The 15,571-nt window shown below is 58.8% G+C and carries 19 protein-coding genes; 4 read left to right on the top strand and 15 right to left on the bottom strand.

Going from position 1 to position 15,571, the window contains the following annotated elements:
• Positions 1-745: 745 nt before the first annotated feature.
• Positions 746-1,051, bottom strand: coding sequence for a hypothetical protein (locus tag B7G66_RS04705; RefSeq protein ID WP_141312766.1), 306 nt, complete (start codon positions 1,049-1,051; stop codon positions 746-748).
• A gap of 59 nt (positions 1,052-1,110) precedes the next feature.
• On the opposite strand from B7G66_RS04705, the gene B7G66_RS04710 reads away from it, so the two are divergent.
• Positions 1,111-1,395: a hypothetical protein gene (locus B7G66_RS04710; protein WP_231105632.1), complete on the top strand. Its 285-nt coding sequence runs from the start codon at positions 1,111-1,113 to the stop codon at positions 1,393-1,395.
• 100 nt (positions 1,396-1,495) lie between these two features.
• On the opposite strand, the gene B7G66_RS04715 is transcribed toward B7G66_RS04710, so the two are convergent.
• The 4 genes from B7G66_RS04715 to B7G66_RS04730 all read right to left on the bottom strand — a co-directional run bounded on the left by B7G66_RS04715 (position 1,496) and on the right by B7G66_RS04730 (position 5,362).
• Complete coding sequence (locus B7G66_RS04715; RefSeq protein WP_139312480.1) at positions 1,496-1,837, bottom strand: hypothetical protein; 342 nt, start codon at positions 1,835-1,837, stop codon at positions 1,496-1,498.
• A gap of 143 nt (positions 1,838-1,980) precedes the next feature.
• Positions 1,981-3,009, bottom strand: a complete 1,029-nt coding sequence (gene adhP, locus B7G66_RS04720) for an alcohol dehydrogenase AdhP (protein ID WP_003620191.1) — start codon at positions 3,007-3,009, stop codon at positions 1,981-1,983.
• A 116-nt stretch (positions 3,010-3,125) separates the two neighbouring features.
• Positions 3,126-4,352, bottom strand: a complete 1,227-nt coding sequence (metC, locus tag B7G66_RS04725; RefSeq protein ID WP_003620190.1) for a cystathionine beta-lyase — start codon at positions 4,350-4,352, stop codon at positions 3,126-3,128.
• A gap of 155 nt (positions 4,353-4,507) precedes the next feature.
• The gene (locus tag B7G66_RS04730; protein WP_003620189.1) at positions 4,508-5,362 is read right to left on the bottom strand and encodes a sulfurtransferase; all 855 of its coding nucleotides are present in this window, start codon (positions 5,360-5,362) and stop codon (positions 4,508-4,510) included.
• A gap of 116 nt (positions 5,363-5,478) precedes the next feature.
• On the opposite strand from B7G66_RS04730, the gene B7G66_RS04735 reads away from it, so the two are divergent.
• On the top strand, positions 5,479-6,552 hold the full coding sequence (locus tag B7G66_RS04735) for an AI-2E family transporter (protein ID WP_003620188.1): 1,074 nt from the start codon (positions 5,479-5,481) through the stop codon (positions 6,550-6,552).
• A complete protein-coding gene (locus B7G66_RS04740; protein WP_003620187.1) occupies positions 6,549-7,253 on the top strand; it encodes an endonuclease/exonuclease/phosphatase family protein in 705 nt (234 codons plus the stop codon). Before B7G66_RS04735 ends, B7G66_RS04740 begins: the two co-directional genes overlap by 4 nt.
• Here B7G66_RS04740 and cls read toward each other — a convergent pair.
• On the bottom strand, positions 7,244-8,662 hold the full coding sequence (cls, locus tag B7G66_RS04745) for a cardiolipin synthase (protein ID WP_040511974.1): 1,419 nt from the start codon (positions 8,660-8,662) through the stop codon (positions 7,244-7,246). The two genes, B7G66_RS04740 and cls, sit on opposite strands and share 10 nt — an antisense overlap.
• Positions 8,663-8,801: 139 nt before the next feature.
• Here cls and B7G66_RS04750 point away from each other — a divergent pair, with 139 nt between their 5' ends.
• Positions 8,802-9,203, top strand: coding sequence for a YraN family protein (locus B7G66_RS04750; protein ID WP_231106286.1), 402 nt, complete (start codon positions 8,802-8,804; stop codon positions 9,201-9,203).
• Between the two features lie 26 nt (positions 9,204-9,229).
• Here B7G66_RS04750 and B7G66_RS04755 read toward each other — a convergent pair whose 3' ends face one another.
• The 9 genes from B7G66_RS04755 to B7G66_RS04795 all read right to left on the bottom strand — a co-directional run bounded on the left by B7G66_RS04755 (position 9,230) and on the right by B7G66_RS04795 (position 15,564).
• Complete coding sequence (locus tag B7G66_RS04755) at positions 9,230-9,562, bottom strand: hypothetical protein (RefSeq protein WP_003620182.1); 333 nt, start codon at positions 9,560-9,562, stop codon at positions 9,230-9,232.
• Positions 9,563-9,706: 144 nt separating this feature from the next.
• On the bottom strand, positions 9,707-10,042 hold the full coding sequence (gene grxD / locus B7G66_RS04760; protein ID WP_003620180.1) for a Grx4 family monothiol glutaredoxin: 336 nt from the start codon (positions 10,040-10,042) through the stop codon (positions 9,707-9,709).
• A gap of 52 nt (positions 10,043-10,094) precedes the next feature.
• Positions 10,095-10,328 carry a BolA family protein gene (locus tag B7G66_RS04765; RefSeq protein WP_003620177.1) on the bottom strand — a complete coding sequence of 78 codons (234 nt, stop codon included), beginning with the start codon at positions 10,326-10,328 and terminating at the stop codon, positions 10,095-10,097.
• Positions 10,329-10,356: 28 nt separating this feature from the next.
• A complete protein-coding gene (purL, locus tag B7G66_RS04770; protein WP_003620175.1) occupies positions 10,357-12,567 on the bottom strand; it encodes a phosphoribosylformylglycinamidine synthase subunit PurL in 2,211 nt (736 codons plus the stop codon).
• Positions 12,564-13,265: a phosphoribosylformylglycinamidine synthase subunit PurQ gene (gene purQ / locus B7G66_RS04775; RefSeq protein WP_003620173.1), complete on the bottom strand. Its 702-nt coding sequence runs from the start codon at positions 13,263-13,265 to the stop codon at positions 12,564-12,566. The genes purL and purQ overlap by 4 nt, the downstream gene beginning before the upstream one ends.
• Positions 13,262-13,651, bottom strand: a complete 390-nt coding sequence (locus tag B7G66_RS04780; RefSeq protein ID WP_003620171.1) for a Rap1a/Tai family immunity protein — start codon at positions 13,649-13,651, stop codon at positions 13,262-13,264. The genes purQ and B7G66_RS04780 overlap by 4 nt, the downstream gene beginning before the upstream one ends.
• Positions 13,648-13,893 carry a phosphoribosylformylglycinamidine synthase subunit PurS gene (gene purS / locus B7G66_RS04785; protein WP_003620170.1) on the bottom strand — a complete coding sequence of 82 codons (246 nt, stop codon included), beginning with the start codon at positions 13,891-13,893 and terminating at the stop codon, positions 13,648-13,650. The genes B7G66_RS04780 and purS overlap by 4 nt, the downstream gene beginning before the upstream one ends.
• Entirely contained in the window at positions 13,890-14,654 is a 765-nt protein-coding gene (purC, locus tag B7G66_RS04790) for a phosphoribosylaminoimidazolesuccinocarboxamide synthase (protein ID WP_003620169.1), read from the bottom strand. Before purC ends, purS begins: the two co-directional genes overlap by 4 nt.
• Before the next feature lie 124 nt (positions 14,655-14,778).
• A complete protein-coding gene (locus B7G66_RS04795) occupies positions 14,779-15,564 on the bottom strand; it encodes an NRDE family protein (RefSeq protein WP_003620168.1) in 786 nt (261 codons plus the stop codon).
• Between the last annotated feature and the right edge of the window lie 7 nt (positions 15,565-15,571).

Below are 15,571 nucleotides of genomic sequence, written 5' to 3' on the forward strand. Positions count from 1 at the left end.
GCGTCTTCTGAAGCTTTTTGGAAAAAGCTTCACCAAAAACCTTTGTAATTTCAGGATTTTATCGATCCTGAATTTTTAAATAGTCTCCAAGCGATCATCTGAAAATATCCTGTTGATAAAGGCAGGTATTGAGTCTTCTTTTTCCAGTATCTGTCAGGTATTATTCTGAACCTGTGCTTGCGGTGGCAGGATGGGTTATGGTTATAAATATTATGCTGCCTCCTGTCATGTCGCAGTGCAAGGCAGTTGAACGGGTCTAGGAGACTGTGCGAAAACAATGTGATTGTAAGAAATTAATTTTATATGTGGTGTATTTAATTTTTGCACATAGTGTAATTTAAATATTATCTGAAATAAATATTCATAAAAACTTGTATAGTAAAATTTGGTGATTTGTCTTGCTTGTTCGAGCTATCGCATGGCACGTAGATGCAGTTCTCAACGATATTCCTCTGAAAAATCAGTATGCCGTTGTATCACTGGCACGGGAACAGACTACGTTCTGGTGCCCATAAGATGTGTCTGGCAGGCCCCGCCCTTACGGACAATCACCAGCATGAAAAATACGATTGTCCTGATTGCCAATATCTGTGACCTGTTTTTCAGCCAGGGCAGGACAGTTTGATATTCGTCCGGTGATATCCGTTTCAGGTGCTGAAAAAACGTATAATTCTCAAAAGGTTCCAGAAAAACGGAACCTTTTGACGATACGGATATGACCGGTCTTCTATCTTCGGGTTCTTTTTTATCGTGGGGGTGAAGTCGTCTCGTGAGGGGAAGAAGACGAACCCGTATCCGCATCGGGGGATGATGGTTGGGCTGTATGCTCCTCCTGCGCTGCTGCGGCCTTGCGTGCGTTATGGCGGCGCACCATGCCTGCAGCACAACCTGCGGCGGCCCCACCCTTGGCGTGTCCACTACCGACAAAATGCCCGGCGACCCCACCGGCCATGGCGCCCTTGAGGCATCCGCCAGGTTCAGCATGGCCGAATGTAGGGGAAAGGATGAATGCGCAGGCAAACATCGGGAATACAAGATGGCTATATTTCATCGTCGATATTTTCCAATCGTTATTGGATTTAATTATGGACGGAGGCTGCCCCCTGGGGCGTGACGGATCTGTTTTGCCGGTATGCGGGGATAACAGTTGTCAGCAGCGATGTTCCCTTTCATCGTAAAGCATCCCAACTAAGGAAAAGGACCCGATTGATGAGTAAGGAACCGTCAGAAGCCATTCATGCCGCATTGATTCATGCAGCGGCAATCCTGACTGCGGCCAAGAAGGAAGTGATTGAAAAGGCTTCCCCTTCTGATGTGAAGGCGCATTTCAAGTCATTCCTGCACACGCTGGAAACCGGCTGGCGGGAGCATGAAGCGGGCGACCATCATAAATAAGGTATGAGGGCACCACGGCGTCCGGGCCTCTTATTATTGGTCCTTGGATGTCGTGACGTCCCTTTCTTACCCGGTCGGGACGCCGGGTCGGGGGTGCAGGCTATTTCCCCGTGAAAAACTTGCCCATGTCCGAACCGGTCTTATGACCCCAGCGGTCCATCTTGTTTCCGGTATCGTGGCCCCAGTGATCCAACGTCTTGCCGGTTTTATTCCCCCAGTTCTTGACGTGCTGCGTATCTTCCGCTGCTTCGTCATGCACTGTGTGGCCCGCATGCTTTATCTTTTTTCCCGCCACGCAGGCATCGTAATCTGACGCCTGGGCACAGTCATCAGCCCATGCCGGTAAAGACGATGCGTTCATGAGGGCAATAATACCAAATCCAACCAGTAATGTTTTTCTCATATTTCCCAATACCCATTTTGTCCGATGGATATCCGCCAAAAACACTCAGGCACAGCAGGCGGACATCCTGCCCCACGTGAAGAGAGGGGCCGAGATAACCTGTCCCATGTCGTCATGGGCATAGTTTCCATGACGAAGGATGTCTGTTTTCAACGTCGGCTGCGCCTTGTGGTTGCATTCCGTCAGTTACGAAAATCCAGAACAATCCGTCCTGCAACCTGCCCATGTTGCAGTCGGTCGAAGATATCGTTGATATTTTCAAGCTTGTCGGTTGCAACGACGGTAGAAACCTTCCCTTCGGTAAAGAAGGACAGGGCTTCGATCATGTCCAGACGCGTGCCCACGATGGAACCGCGTACGGTTGTGCCGTTCATGACCATGTCAAAAATCGAGATGGGGAATTCACCGGGGGGCAGGCCATTCAGGACGATGGTACCGCCCCGGCGTGCGTAACCTATCGCTTGTGTGAAGGCAGTGTTTGAAACAGCCGTAACCAGAACGCCATGCGTGCCGCCGGTTTTCTGCCGGATATAGGAAACAGGATCGGTAGTACGCGCATTGACGGTTACGCTTGCGCCCAGCTTGCGGGCTTCGGCAAGCTTGCCGTCGTCGATATCGACCGCCGCGACATTCAGCCCCATGGCGACAGCATACTGGATGGCCATCTGCCCCAGGCCGCCCGCACCGGAAATGGCAACCCATTCGCCCGCGCGTGTATCTGTCATCTTCAGGCCCTTGTACACCGTCAGGCCCGCACACAGGACAGGCGCCGTGCGGATCGGGTCAATATCCTTGGGCAGGTGCGCAACATAATTCGGGTCGGCCACGACATATTCAGCAAAACAGCCATTGACTGAATATCCCGTGTCCTCCTGTTTTTCACACAGGGTTTCCCATCCCCCCAGGCAATGTTCGCAATGCCCGCATGCCGAATACAGCCATGGAACCCCGACGACATCGCCGGTCTTGATCCAGTCTACGGCGGCACCGACCTCGACAACATGCCCGATCCCCTCATGACCGGGGATGAAGGGTGGTTTGGGCTTGGTGGGCCAGTCGCCACGTGCGGCATGCAGATCCGTGTGGCATACCCCGCAGGCATCGACCTTCACAAGAATCTGGTTGGGACGGATCGAGGGGATATCAAGTTCCTCGATGCTCAGGGGTTTTCCGAATTCGCGGACAACCGCTGCTTTCATCTTTCCGGCCATTTCAACATCTCCTCAATATCCGCATGCCCTCGTCCCGAGGGGGTGCTCCACTTCTGTTATCACAATGGCAAGGCAGCCGTGGGAAGGCATTGATATGTGTCAGTATGGCATAGGCATCAGGTGTTGCCCTTTGCCATCCCATCCAGGCCCCGTGCCAGGTCGGCAATCAGGTCGTGTGTATCCTCCAGCCCGATATGGATACGAAATGTCGGGCCAGCCTGTGTCACGCTGTCGCATGAACGGGTAATGCCCCGGGTCGTGGGCAGGATCAGGCTTTCATATCCGCCCCATGATGCGCCGATGCCAAACATCTGCAGCGAATCAATCATGTGTTGCATCTGCGGTAATGTGAAATCAGGACGCAGGACGACCCCAAACAGCGATGACGCCCCCGAAAAATCCCGTTTCCAGAATTCATGTCCCGGGCATGATGGCAGGGCGGGATGCAGGACGCGGCTGACCTCTGCCCGCGACTGGAGCCATAGGGCGACATCAATTGCCGATTGGGATTGTCGTTCCTGACGGACTGGTAACGTGCGTATTCCCCGTAACGTCAGGGCACAGTCATCCGGTCCCGCGACCTGTCCGGTCTGGATGGCGGTATCGCGCAGCAGGTGCCAGTCGGCTTCGTTCGCGGTGGATACGGCCCCTATGATGGTATCCGCATGGCCTGCGGGATATTTGGTCAGTGCCTGGATGGAAATGTCCGCGCCATGGCGGAAGGGCTGGAAGATGCCGATCCCCCACGTATTATCCACAATCAGGCGTGCACCATGTCCATGGGCCACGCGGGCCATCATGGGGATGTCCTGTACCTCGAACGAATGGCTGCCGGGGCTTTCGGTAAAGATTGCCTTCGTCTCCGTCCGCCACAGGCGTTGCAGTTCCTCTTCGCTGGCGCAGGGGGGGAAGTAGGTGATATCCACGCCAAAGCGGCGCATCACCTTTTCCGCAAACCGTCGCATCGGGCCATAGACGGAATCTGACATCAGGCAGTGGCTACCGCTGTCAAGAAATGCCAGCAGGGGCAATGTGCATGCCGCAAGCCCGGATGGTGCGATCTGGGTATGGGTGGCCCCTTCGATCGTGGCGATCGCATGTTCCAGCCGGTGTTGCAGCGGTGTTCCCATCGCCCCATAGATCAGTTCGTCGCCATAGCGTTTGTGACCGGCTTTCTCCATCGCTTCAAGCGAGGAGAAAAGGACGGTTGAGCCGCGTGCAACCGCCGGGTTGACGAATACGCCCTGCCCGTCCACCGGGGCGTCACGCGCCACCCGCACCGCAAGTGACGCCATGTCCCGCCATCCGCGAGAGACTGCGTGACGCAGGTTTTCATGATCCATTTAAATCTTTCCCCAGCCACGTTTTCAGGATTTTTAAAAATAGTCCGTTGATAAAAAAATAAAAGTTTCTAGATGTCGCTTTTGTCCCAAAGGAGGCATCCAGAAAATCCGATGATTTCGGCAGGTCGTCGGGATGGCGTTTTGCAAACGCCCCCTTATGCGTCCCCTGTGACGATCGGGGTGCCGGGGGTGGAGGCCCATTCCGCCCATGACCCGTCGTACACGGCATGTTGCCCTAATCCCGATGCCATCAGCCCGAGTGCCAGCACACATGCGGTCATGCCACTGCCGCATGTGCATACGGCCTCCTTGTCTGGATGCATGCCTGCGGCGGCGAAGATCTGGCGCAGCTCATGGGGGGGAAGCATATGTCCATCTGATGCCAGTAAGGTGGTATACGGCACGCTGGCGGCACCAGGCATATGACCCGAAGGCATGCCCTGCCGCGGTTCGGGCAGTTCGCCGGTAAAGCGTCCGTGCGCCCGGGCATCAAGGATAACGCAGGACCCGGCCGCATGGGTAAGGTCGAGCATATCCCCCAGTCCCTTCAGCCGTCGCATGCGCGGGCGGGCGATGAATGGGGGGGGAGTGTCCATGGGGGCCGTGCTTGGCCCTGTTTCCAGCTTTAGTCCGGCGCCCTGCCAGGCCGGCAGCCCCCCGTCGAGCACCTGCGTGCGGTCGTGGCCAAACAGCCCCATCAGCCACCAGCCGCGTGCGGCGCAGGCCACACCCTTTTGGTCATAAAAAATGATCCGCGTCCCATCATGCAGGCTCAGTGCGCGGGCAAGGCGCGTAAAGCGGGCCTGCCCCGGCACTGTATGCGGCAATGGGGAATCCGGGTCCGAAAACATGTCGATGTCGAACTGGCGCGCGCCGGGAATGTGTCCCGACAGGAAACAGGCCTGGGGATCGAATTGCTGTCCCGGCAGGGCCTGCGTCGCGTCCAGGATGACAACATCGTCATGCGACAGGATGTGGGCAAGGTCTTCGGCGGAAATCAGTGGATGCATGTCTGTGGCCAATCTTTGGTGTTTGTGCGCTTTGCGATAAGGTGCAGCATATTATGCCATGACGAAAGCGGGATCACGCCTTCGCACGGATTGCCACGGGACGGATCGCGACGGTTATGGTCGAACGCATAATGATGGGGCTCATGCTGGGGGGGATCGCCTTTGGCTGCATACTCATTCTCTACCCTTTCATGTCGGCCCTGCTGTGGGCGGCGATCCTGACATTTTCCACATGGCCGATCTATGTGCGGCTGCGGCGGCATACTAATCCCCTTATCGCCGCGCTGGGCATGACGGTCATGTCCGCCGTGGTGATGGTTGTTCCCCTGACGCTGGTGGTATCCAGCGGCATTGTCGAACTGCCCCAGACCCTGCCCGATGCGATCGACAGCATCACGACCGTCATCCATCTGCCGTCGCTGCCTGTGTGGTTGCAGCATATTCCCCACCTTGGTCCCCAGATGAACGAAACGTGGGAAAAGTGGCGGGTGGATGTGGGTAATATCGACCAGATGATACGTCCCTATAGTGGTCGTCTGGTGCAGTGGGCCCTTGGTGGGATCATGCAACTGGCCAGCGGGCTGGCGCATCTGGGCATGGCGCTGTTCATGGCGTTTTTCTTCTGGTTGGGCGGGGAGGCACTGGGCGCTACGTTCGTCTCCGTCGTGCGGCGTATCGCCGGGGGGTACGCGGACCGTATCCTGGGGATCATCGGGCGCACGATCCGGGGCACCGTGTATGGCATCATCGGGACGGCTTTGTTGCAAGGCGTGCTGACAGGTATCGGGTTCGCCATCGCGGGTATTGCCAACCCCGTGCTGTGGGGCGGGATTACCGCCTTTATTTCCGTCCTGCCCATCGGTGCCCCCCTGATCTGGATACCTGCGGCGTTTTTCCTGTTTGTCGCCCATCATCCCGGATGGGGCGTGTTCCTGCTGCTTTACGGGACCATCATCGTGTCGGGGGCCGATCACATCATGCGACCGATGTTCATTGCCCGGGGGGCACAACTTCCCTACCTGTTGACGGTTCTGGGTGTTCTGGGGGGCATCTGGACATTTGGCGGCCTTGGCATTTTCCTCGGCCCGGTGCTTATTGGTGTGGGATATACCCTGACGGCGGAATTCGCCGCAGGCGATCCGGGCGCGCGTCTGGCGCCCGAGGTCAGGGAGCCATTTGTCGAACCATGAATCTTGCGCGTCCGTATCTGCGGTTGCCCGCCATCGTGGCCGAACCGGGGAAAGGTCCCCTGCCGGGATACCAGCCACCTTTCCATTCCGAAAACAGTATCCGGGTCGTCAGTTGGAACCTGTTGCGCCAGATCGGCGCAACGGTGCGCGATATCGTCCACCTGATCCATCAGGAAAAGCCCGACCTGCTCCTGATGCAGGAGGCGACAGTTGATATCGATGCCCTGCCAACCTTGATCGGTGGCCATTATGCACGCTCTCCACTGCCGGGGCGCATTCATGGTGTCGCATGCTGGAGCCCCTGGCCCTATCGTCGTCCCCCCATGACCTGTACCCTGCCCTCTGGCACGCTGATCCGGCGTGTGGCGCAGATTATCGAATGTGGCCCCTTCGCCATCGCCAATGTGCATCTGTCGCATGGGCAATTACTGAACCGTCGGCAATTGCGGCGCATGTCACAGCTTTTGCCGTATCGTGCGGCCATCCTTGGGGATTTCAATCTTGTCGGCCCTACATTGATCCGGCATTTCCGTGATGTCGGACCACGTGCCCCAACCCATCGCATGGCGGACGTCCTGCCGATCCGGCTTGACCGATGCCTGATACGCGGCCTTGCCTGTGTGGAGCAGCGCGTGATCGACAATTACGCATCGGATCATCGGCCGATTGCCGTAAGGCTTGAACTGCTGCCTCACAAATAAGGCAGCAGCAATCGGGCTGAGGCATCACGCAGCTTTGTCGGTAGCGAACGCCGGTCAAGGTCATGATGGGTCAGGCGTTCATGGCGGTGACGGATGATGAAATCGTCAATCGTGGTTGCCAGCGCATCATCATAAACTTCCAGATTGATTTCGAAATTCAGCCGCAGGCTGCGTACATCAATGTTGGAACTGCCTACGAACGACCAGTGTCGGTCAACCACCAGAAGCTTGGAATGGTTGAACGGTGGCCGCGCCTGCCATACCCGACAGCCAGAATCAAGGAAACGTGGCAGGTTTGCCGCACGTGCCCAGTCGATCACGACATGGTTGCTGTGACGTGGGACAATGATATCCACCTCGATCCCACGCAATGCCGCAAGGGCCAGTTCCGTTAGGAACCTTTCATCAGGCAGGAAATACGGGGTCATGAGGCGTACTGAATGCCGGGCTATCGAAATGGCCTGCAGCATGGTATATTCAATCTTCTCCAGGTCGGAATCAGGTCCTGCCGTCACGATGCGGGTCAGGCTGTCACCATGGGCCTGCTGTTCGGGGAAAAACAGGTCAGCCACCAGGGCCTCCCCTGTTGTAAAGGTCCAGTCGCGCGCGAAGGCTTCGCTCAATTGATGGATGACTGGTCCCGAAATACGGAAATGCGTGTCGGATACGGGATGGGCGGGATGCCGTGCCGTCAGATTTTCTTCCCCGATGTTCAGCCCCCCCATGAAACCGGTGCGGCCATCGACAACCAGGATCTTCTTGTGATCGCGCATGTTGATGAACGGCATACGCCATGGCAGCAGCGAATGCATGAACCGGCCCACCGGCACCCCTGCCCTGTGCAGCCTGTCTGCGATTGCGCAATGGAAGTATCCGCTGCCCACGCCATCCACCAGAACCCGTACCTGTGCGCCACGTCGGTGTGCAGCAATCAGGGCATCGCAGAATTTCTGTCCGATCTCGTCAGGTCGAAAAATATAGGAGCATAGCAGCACCGTGCTGCGTGCGCCCTCGATTGCGGCCAGCATCTGCGGATATGCGCTGTCCCCATCATGCAGGGGGATGACAAGGTTCCCCGCCAGCAACGGGCGTTGCGTCAGCTTTGTTACCATGTCCGCCAGCGGGGCGAAGCGTCCCTCCTCGCCCCTGCGCCAGCGTGAGGTCATGGTGCGGCTGTACCATGGATGCAGCCCAACCAGACGCTTGGCACGGCGGCGCACGCGGTTGATGCCAAACATCAGATACAGGATACCACCGGTCAGTGGCATCAGGACCGTAACGCCGATCCATCCGATGGAGGCCCCTACGTCACGTTTCGTCAGCAGCACATGGACGATGACGATCGCCATGATGCACAGGCGTAAGGCCAGCACAATCGGGACAAGGAATGTGACGTAGGTATAGATCATGATGCCGTCATTATTCCGTACGCGCCATGAAAGCATGAAAATTCGACATGGGCCGCCATATCCGGTGCCCGCAGGGTACAGTAATATTGGGATGCGATATTGGGGCTATCCCCGATTACAGAAAATGAGGATGAGAGTCGTGACATCGCCAGTCCCCCCTTCGTCGCCCGGATGGCGCAGGCGTGCCGTCGGACGGCGTTCCCATCACAGGGGGCTTGAGGCAGAACGGAAAGTCATGGACCATCTGCGGGCGGAGGGATGGACCATTCTGGCGCATCGTGCGCGTACGGCCTGGGGCGAAATTGATATTGTCGCCATTCGTGATGGGCTGCTGGTCTTTACGGAAGTAAAGGCGCGCGCGTCAATCATGCAGGCAGGCGATGCGATCAGTCCCCGCACCATGCAACGCCTGATGAACGCTGCGCAGGGCCTGTGCATGCTCAACGCAGGGTGGGTATATGACGGGATGCGCTTCGACGTGGTTGTTGTCCTGCCCGATGGTCACATGCACCGCATCGAGGACGCATTCAGGATGGAGTGACCTACAGGCTGGATGGCAGGACGCATTCAGGTCCGGTGATGGATGTTCGCATGTGTCGCATGCCGGACGGCAGCCGTACCGTGTGGATGATAAGACACTTCATGAACCAGTGAATGGCGCACGTGCGACGATGTCACATGGTGGGCAGACGTGACCAGGGCATGATGTGTGCCCACCGCATGGCGATAGGTCACGTGACGGACCGGCGGGGGCGGTGCAGTCAGCGCGCTGAGTGTCAGGCGGTCTGCTTCCATATCAGTCATGGCATGGCTACGTGCCTGCGCCTGTGGCGTGACGCTGTGGATGAAACCCGCGCAAACCACCGACAGGGTCGTGATTCGCAAGCACGTGTGGCGCATCTAACACTCCAATTCAGTCATTGCAGCGAAGCTACGCAAAATCGGGTAAACAAGGCAAGGCTCAGTATCATATGAAACAAAAAAAAGCGGACGGGCGCCTGTGCTGCCCATCCGCTTTTTCTGTCAGTGGCTGTTCCGGTCCGTTCAGGCAGAAGCCGGGACGATACCTTTTTCAGTCAGGAGCTTTTCCAGTTCACCGGACTGGTACATCTCGGTCACGATGTCACATCCACCGATGAACTCGCCCTTGACGTAAAGCTGTGGCACCGTGGGCCAGTTCGAAAAATCCTTGATACCCTGACGCAGGGCCGGATCTTCGAGGACATTGGCGGTCTTGAACGGTACGCCCAGATGCTTGAGGATCTGCACAACGCGTGCGGAAAAACCGCACTGCGGGAAGGTTGCATCGCCCTTCATGTACAGCATGACCGGATTGGCGTCGATCTGCGCCTGGATCTGCTGGGTGATGGTTTCGGCCATAATACTGGACTCCTCGTTCTGATAACCGGTTATCCGTCCCTGATGCGGGGGATCAGTCCGGTGTGCTTGTCTGAAGGGCGAGCGCATGCAGCTTGCCCCCCATATGTCCTTGCAACGCGTTGTAAACCAACTGGTGCTGTTTTACGCGGGACAGGCCACGAAACGCATTGCTGACCACCTTGCAGGCATAATGGTCGCCGTCCCCCGCAAGGTCGTCAATGTGGATCTGCGCATCCGGCAGAGCGCCACGGATGTAGGTTTCGATTTCCTGGGCCGTCATGGCCATCGGCTGTTCTCCTGCCTGTCCTTGCTGCTCAGCGATCCATAAGTCGCGGGAAAAATTCCGAATTCACCGCGACAAGACGTGCCTTTGATATTGTGGCGCCATTGGGCAATGTCAAACCGTCCCCGCCACTTTGACCCAGTACGCGACACGGGATGGAGGCCTGCGCGGCCCGGTCCATGAACGCCTTTGCATCGCGAACAGCGATGATGTAGCGCGCCTGGTCTTCACCGAACCAGTAGGCTTCCGGGCGGATGCCGGCCTGCGGTGCCAGCAGGGTGCATCCCGCCGTGCCCGCCATGACCATTTCCGCCACACTGACCAGCAGTCCGCCATCCGCTACGTCATGGCATGCGATGATGGTGCCATCCAGGATCGCCCCCCGCACGAAGTCGCCATTGCGGCGTTCGGCCTGAAGATCGACCGCAGGTGGTTCGCCATCCTGGCTGCCATGGATTTCACGCAACCATAGGGACTGGCCCAGTTCACCGCGTGTTTCGCCGATCACGATCACGTCACATCCGTCGGGCATGCCCAACCCGATTGCTTTCGTGACATCATCCAATACGCCAAGCCCACCGATGGCGGGCGTGGGAAGGATGGAAACGGACTCCCCATCCGGCCCGCGCGTTTCGTTGTAAAGCGAGACATTGCCACTGACGACGGGGAAGTCGAGTGCGCGACAGGCATCGCCCATCCCCGCGATGGCATCGACGAACTGCCCCATGACCTCGGGCTTCTCGGGGGAGCCGAAATTGAGGTTATCCGTCACCGCCAGTGGGCGCGCACCCGTTGCGGTCAGATTACGCCATGCTTCGGCCACCGCCTGTGCGCCGCCGGTGCGGGCGTTGGCACGGCAGTAACGCGGTGTGCAGTCCGTCGTCATCGCAAGGCCGATGGTCGTATCCTCAACCTGTATGATGGCGGCATCGGCCGCACCCGGACGCCGGACAGTCTGTCCGCCCACCGTGCTGTCATACTGGTTCCAGACCCATTCGCGCGAGGCCAGGTCGGGACAGCGGATCAGGCGCAGCAGCGCCTGTTCGATGCCGACCGGGTCGCTGATCGTCCCCAGTGGCACGGGTGGCAGGGCCGGTGCGGTGGGACGGTGATAGATCGGGGCCTGATCCGCCAGCGGCGCAAGCGGGATGTCCGCCTCTGTCCGGCCCTGATGGCGCAGGACGATGCGTCCCGTGTCCGTCAGATGACCGATAACCGCGAAATCAAGTTCCCATTTATCGAAAATGGCGCGTGCCTGTTCCGTGCGGTCAGGACGGATGACAATCAGCATCCGCTCCTGACTTTCCGACAGCATCATTTCATAGGCTGTCATGCCGCGTTCGCGCTGTGGCACCTGATCGAGGTCGAGTTCGATCCCCACCCCGCCCTTGCCCGCCATTTCCACGGCGGACGATGTCAGGCCCGCAGCCCCCATGTCCTGGATGGCCACGATCGCATCGGTCGCCATCAGTTCAAGGCAGGCTTCGATCAGGAGCTTTTCAACAAACGGGTCACCCACCTGTACCGTGGGACGTTTGGCCAGTGCGTCTTCGTCAAACTCGGACGAGGACATCGTGGCCCCGTGGATGCCATCACGCCCGGTCTTGGACCCGACATAGATGACGGGATTGCCTACGCCCGCCGCCGCCGAGAGGAAGATGCGGTCCTGTCGTGCCACGCCCACCGTCATCGCATTGACCAGCGGATTGCCATCATAGGCGGGGTGGAAGTTGATTTCCCCCCCAACCGTGGGAACACCGACGCAGTTGCCATATCCGCCAACGCCACGCACCACACCATCGACGATGCGTCGCGTCTGCGGGTTGTCAGGATCGCCAAAGCGCAGGGCGTTCAGGTTCGCGACCGGTCGCGCGCCCATGGTGAACACGTCACGCAGGATGCCACCAACACCTGTCGCCGCCCCCTGATACGGTTCGATGAAGGATGGGTGATTGTGGCTTTCCATCTTGAAGATGGCCGCCAGCCCCTGTCCGATATCAACGACGCCCGCATTTTCACCCGGCCCGTGGATAACCCATGGCGCCTTGGTCGGCAGCGTCTTGAGAAACGCGCGCGATGATTTGTAAGAGCAGTGTTCCGACCACATGACGGAAAAAATGCCAAGTTCGGTCAGGCTCGGCGTGCGTCCCATGATGGACAGCACATTGCCATATTCATCAGCCGTCAGGCCAAATTCCTTAGCCAGCGCCGCGTTGACGGGCTTCTGTCCTGCTGTGCTCATCCGACCAGCGCCTCCACCAGGCCCGTAAACAGGGGCTTTCCGTCTTCTCCGCCCATCAGGGGATCAACCAGGTCCTCCGGGTGCGGCATCATGCCGCAGATGCGCAGGTTCTCGCTAAAGACGCCTGCAATGGCCCCCATGCTGCCGTTGGGGTTGAGCGTGGTGTCCATGGCGTCAAGCCGCCCGTCCGCCGCGACATAGCGAAAGGCGACGCGGTTGGTGTCTTCAAGCATGCGGATCGTGTCATGGTCGGCAATATAATTGCCATCCCCATGTGCCATCGGGGTGCGGAAGACGTCGTGGCGTTCCCAGTGACGTGTAAACGGCGTATCGTTGCGTTCGACACGCAAGAAGCAGTCCTGTGACAGGAACCGCAGCGAGGCGTTGCGCAGCAGCGCGCCCGGCAGCAGTTGCGCTTCGGTCAGGATCTGGAAACCGTTGCAGACGCCAAGGATATGCCCCCCCGCCTGCGCAAAGCGGCGGATGGCGGGCATGATCGGGGCATGGGCCGCCATCGCCCCACAGCGCAGGTAATCGCCATAGCTGAAGCCGCCAGGCAATACCACGAGGTCAAGGTCCGGCAGGTCCGTTTCACGATGCCAGATCATGCGGGGGGCGACACCGGTCACGCTGCGCAGCGCGATCGCCATGTCACGTTCCCGGTTGGTGCCGGGAAAAACAACAATACCCGCCTTCATTTGTGGTCGCCACAGGGATAGGATTCATGAAGCGCCGTAAAGACCGCCTCCCCCGCCGGACGGGATAACTGGTCGTGATGCGCCTTCATCCAGTCCACGACCTTGCCACGCATGTCCGACAGGCTGGTCGCAGGTGCAATGCAGAACGCGGCCACGTCATGCTGGTCTTTTTCCGCGTTGCGTTCAAACAGATGCGCAAGGGCTGCCGCGTCCGCCACGCCAGAAATGTAGGAGTCACACAGACCCGTGCCCGATGCACGCGTACATAATGTGCCAAGCTGCGACGCAGGCATGCGCGAAACCCGCTGCGCATGCGCAGCAGACAGCGGCAGCAGGCCCGCGCCAAACGCGCAGGCCGCGAGGAAAATGCCCGTTGCCGTCTTCATTCTTCAACGACCTCCGCTGCGAAATCCTCGATCACGAGGTTGGCAAGCAGCGCGCGGGCCATTTCGTTGGCCTGCACGATGGCGCGGGCCGGGTCGCTTTCTGCAAGTTCAAGGTCGATCACACGGCCGATGCGTACGTCGCCGACATTCTTGAAATCCAGCACATGCAGCGCATGTTCCACTGCCTTGCCCTGGGGATCGAGCACGCCATCCTTGAGCATGACCGTCACGCGTACTTTCATTGCATTACCTCCGGTCCCTTCATGTCGGAATTCGTCGCCTCCGGCAGAATGCCAAGGCGCATGGCCACTTCCTGATATGCTTCCTCGACCTTGCCCATGTCCTGGCGGAAACGGTCCTTGTCGAGCTTCTGGCTGGTCTTGCTGTCCCACAGGCGGCAGTTATCGGGCGAGATTTCGTCCGCCAGCACGATGCGCATGTTGTCGTTTTCCCACAGGCGACCGAACTCCAGCTTGAAGTCCACCAGCGTGATGCCGATCCCCACAAACAGGCCGCACAGGAAATCGTTGATTCGCATGCTCAGCGAAACGATATCCTCCAGGTCATGCGCACATGCCCAGCCAAAGGCGGTGATGTGTTCCTCGCTGACCATCGGGTCATTGAGGCTGTCATTCTTGTAGTAGAATTCGACGATCGGATGCGGCAGGCGGGTGCCTTCCTTGATGCCGAGGCGCTTGCTGAGGCTGCCTGCGGCGACATTGCGGATCACGACCTCAAGCGGGATGATCTCCACCTCGCGGATCAGTTGTTCACGCATGTTCAGCCGCCGGATGAAATGGGTGGGAATCCCGATTTCATGCAGGCGCAGCATCAGGTGCTCGCTGATCCGGTTGTTCAGGACGCCCTTGCCGGTAATGACGCCCTTCTTGGCGCCATTGCCCGCACTGGCATCGTCCTTGAAATACTGAACCAGGGTTCCCGGTTCCGGACCCTCGAAAAGGATCTTTGCTTTTCCTTCATAAAGCTGGCGGCGGCGGCCCATACTCGTCCTTCACATACGGCTGTGGGAAGCATGCCGCAGGCATCCTCCCCTGCGGGTCCGCAACAGGACCCAGAATGTGCGCATGCAATAGCAGCGATTGCGCGTCGAAGATACCATAACGTTTCTATGTCGCCGCCGTGCCGGAACCTGCGCCTGCATTGATGCCGGGGCGAGCGGTGTTCAGGTCCACCGGGGCATATCCCACGCGGTCTGGTGCGCCAGCCGCGAAAAACCACGACCGTCCGTTCGGGGCGGCAGGATCGCGCGAGATGCCGAGTGCGGAGGAACTGCACGTGCCAAAGCCCGAACGTGGGGGGATGTTGAGTTCGCTGCCAGCGGGAAGCGAGCGATCGGCCAGCAGCACGGTCCAGCTTTCCCACGCGGGGGGCACGGGGCGTGGCGCGGCACGGAAACGCGGCAGGTGGCGTGCGATCCGTGGCATGGACATATCATCTGGGTCCGTGGTCGCGATCATGTGCGTTCCCACGTCGAGCGCGATAACCTGTGGTGTGCCATAGCCGGGGCCACGGATGAAAAAGGCATCGGTGCCATCACCCACGATCATGTTGAATGACCGCCATTCCCCGGCATCAAGGGCCGCGATCCGCGCCACGGCGTCGCGCGCACAGCCATGATCCCCCACCATAAGCGGCAATTCCCCGCGTGAACGTTTGCCCGGCGCGGGGCCAAGGCTGCCGACACGGTTCATGATCGCCCCGATGACGCCTGCGTCGTTCATGGTCAGCCATGACCCACCAGCCACGCAGTCGCGCCCCCCCACGACGGTGGGATGATCGCCCCAGTGGCGCGAAGGTGCTTCCCACGGACGGTCGAGGCGTTCGTCGCGGTTGGCCGCCAGCAGCAGCGGCCATGCCTCATCCGGCTGGTGGGAGATAACGACAGTACACACGCCATTG

This window comes from Novacetimonas hansenii JCM 7643 (assembly GCF_000964405.1).
Classification (GTDB): domain Bacteria; phylum Pseudomonadota; class Alphaproteobacteria; order Acetobacterales; family Acetobacteraceae; genus Novacetimonas; species Novacetimonas hansenii.

What these genes read in the sequence shown, in the direction of transcription:
- purS (WP_003620170.1), bottom strand. Translation starts at nt 13,893, where the DNA reads ATGAAAGTACGCGTGACGGTCATGCTCAAGGATGGCGTGCTCGATCCC.
- adhP (WP_003620191.1), bottom strand. Translation starts at nt 3,009, where the DNA reads ATGGCCGGAAAGATGAAAGCAGCGGTTGTCCGCGAATTCGGAAAACCC.
- purC (WP_003620169.1), bottom strand. Translation starts at nt 14,654, where the DNA reads ATGGGCCGCCGCCGCCAGCTTTATGAAGGAAAAGCAAAGATCCTTTTC.
- B7G66_RS04765 (WP_003620177.1), bottom strand. Translation starts at nt 10,328, where the DNA reads ATGGCCATGACGGCCCAGGAAATCGAAACCTACATCCGTGGCGCTCTG.
- grxD (WP_003620180.1), bottom strand. Translation starts at nt 10,042, where the DNA reads ATGGCCGAAACCATCACCCAGCAGATCCAGGCGCAGATCGACGCCAAT.
- metC (WP_003620190.1), bottom strand. Translation starts at nt 4,352, where the DNA reads ATGGATCATGAAAACCTGCGTCACGCAGTCTCTCGCGGATGGCGGGAC.
- B7G66_RS04705 (WP_141312766.1), bottom strand. Translation starts at nt 1,051, where the DNA reads ATGAAATATAGCCATCTTGTATTCCCGATGTTTGCCTGCGCATTCATC.
- B7G66_RS04780 (WP_003620171.1), bottom strand. Translation starts at nt 13,651, where the DNA reads ATGAAGACGGCAACGGGCATTTTCCTCGCGGCCTGCGCGTTTGGCGCG.
- B7G66_RS04740 (WP_003620187.1), top strand. Translation starts at nt 6,549, where the DNA reads ATGAATCTTGCGCGTCCGTATCTGCGGTTGCCCGCCATCGTGGCCGAA.
- B7G66_RS04735 (WP_003620188.1), top strand. Translation starts at nt 5,479, where the DNA reads ATGGTCGAACGCATAATGATGGGGCTCATGCTGGGGGGGATCGCCTTT.
- cls (WP_040511974.1), bottom strand. Translation starts at nt 8,662, where the DNA reads ATGATCTATACCTACGTCACATTCCTTGTCCCGATTGTGCTGGCCTTA.
- B7G66_RS04730 (WP_003620189.1), bottom strand. Translation starts at nt 5,362, where the DNA reads ATGCATCCACTGATTTCCGCCGAAGACCTTGCCCACATCCTGTCGCAT.
- purL (WP_003620175.1), bottom strand. Translation starts at nt 12,567, where the DNA reads ATGAGCACAGCAGGACAGAAGCCCGTCAACGCGGCGCTGGCTAAGGAA.
- purQ (WP_003620173.1), bottom strand. Translation starts at nt 13,265, where the DNA reads ATGAAGGCGGGTATTGTTGTTTTTCCCGGCACCAACCGGGAACGTGAC.
- B7G66_RS04755 (WP_003620182.1), bottom strand. Translation starts at nt 9,562, where the DNA reads ATGCGCCACACGTGCTTGCGAATCACGACCCTGTCGGTGGTTTGCGCG.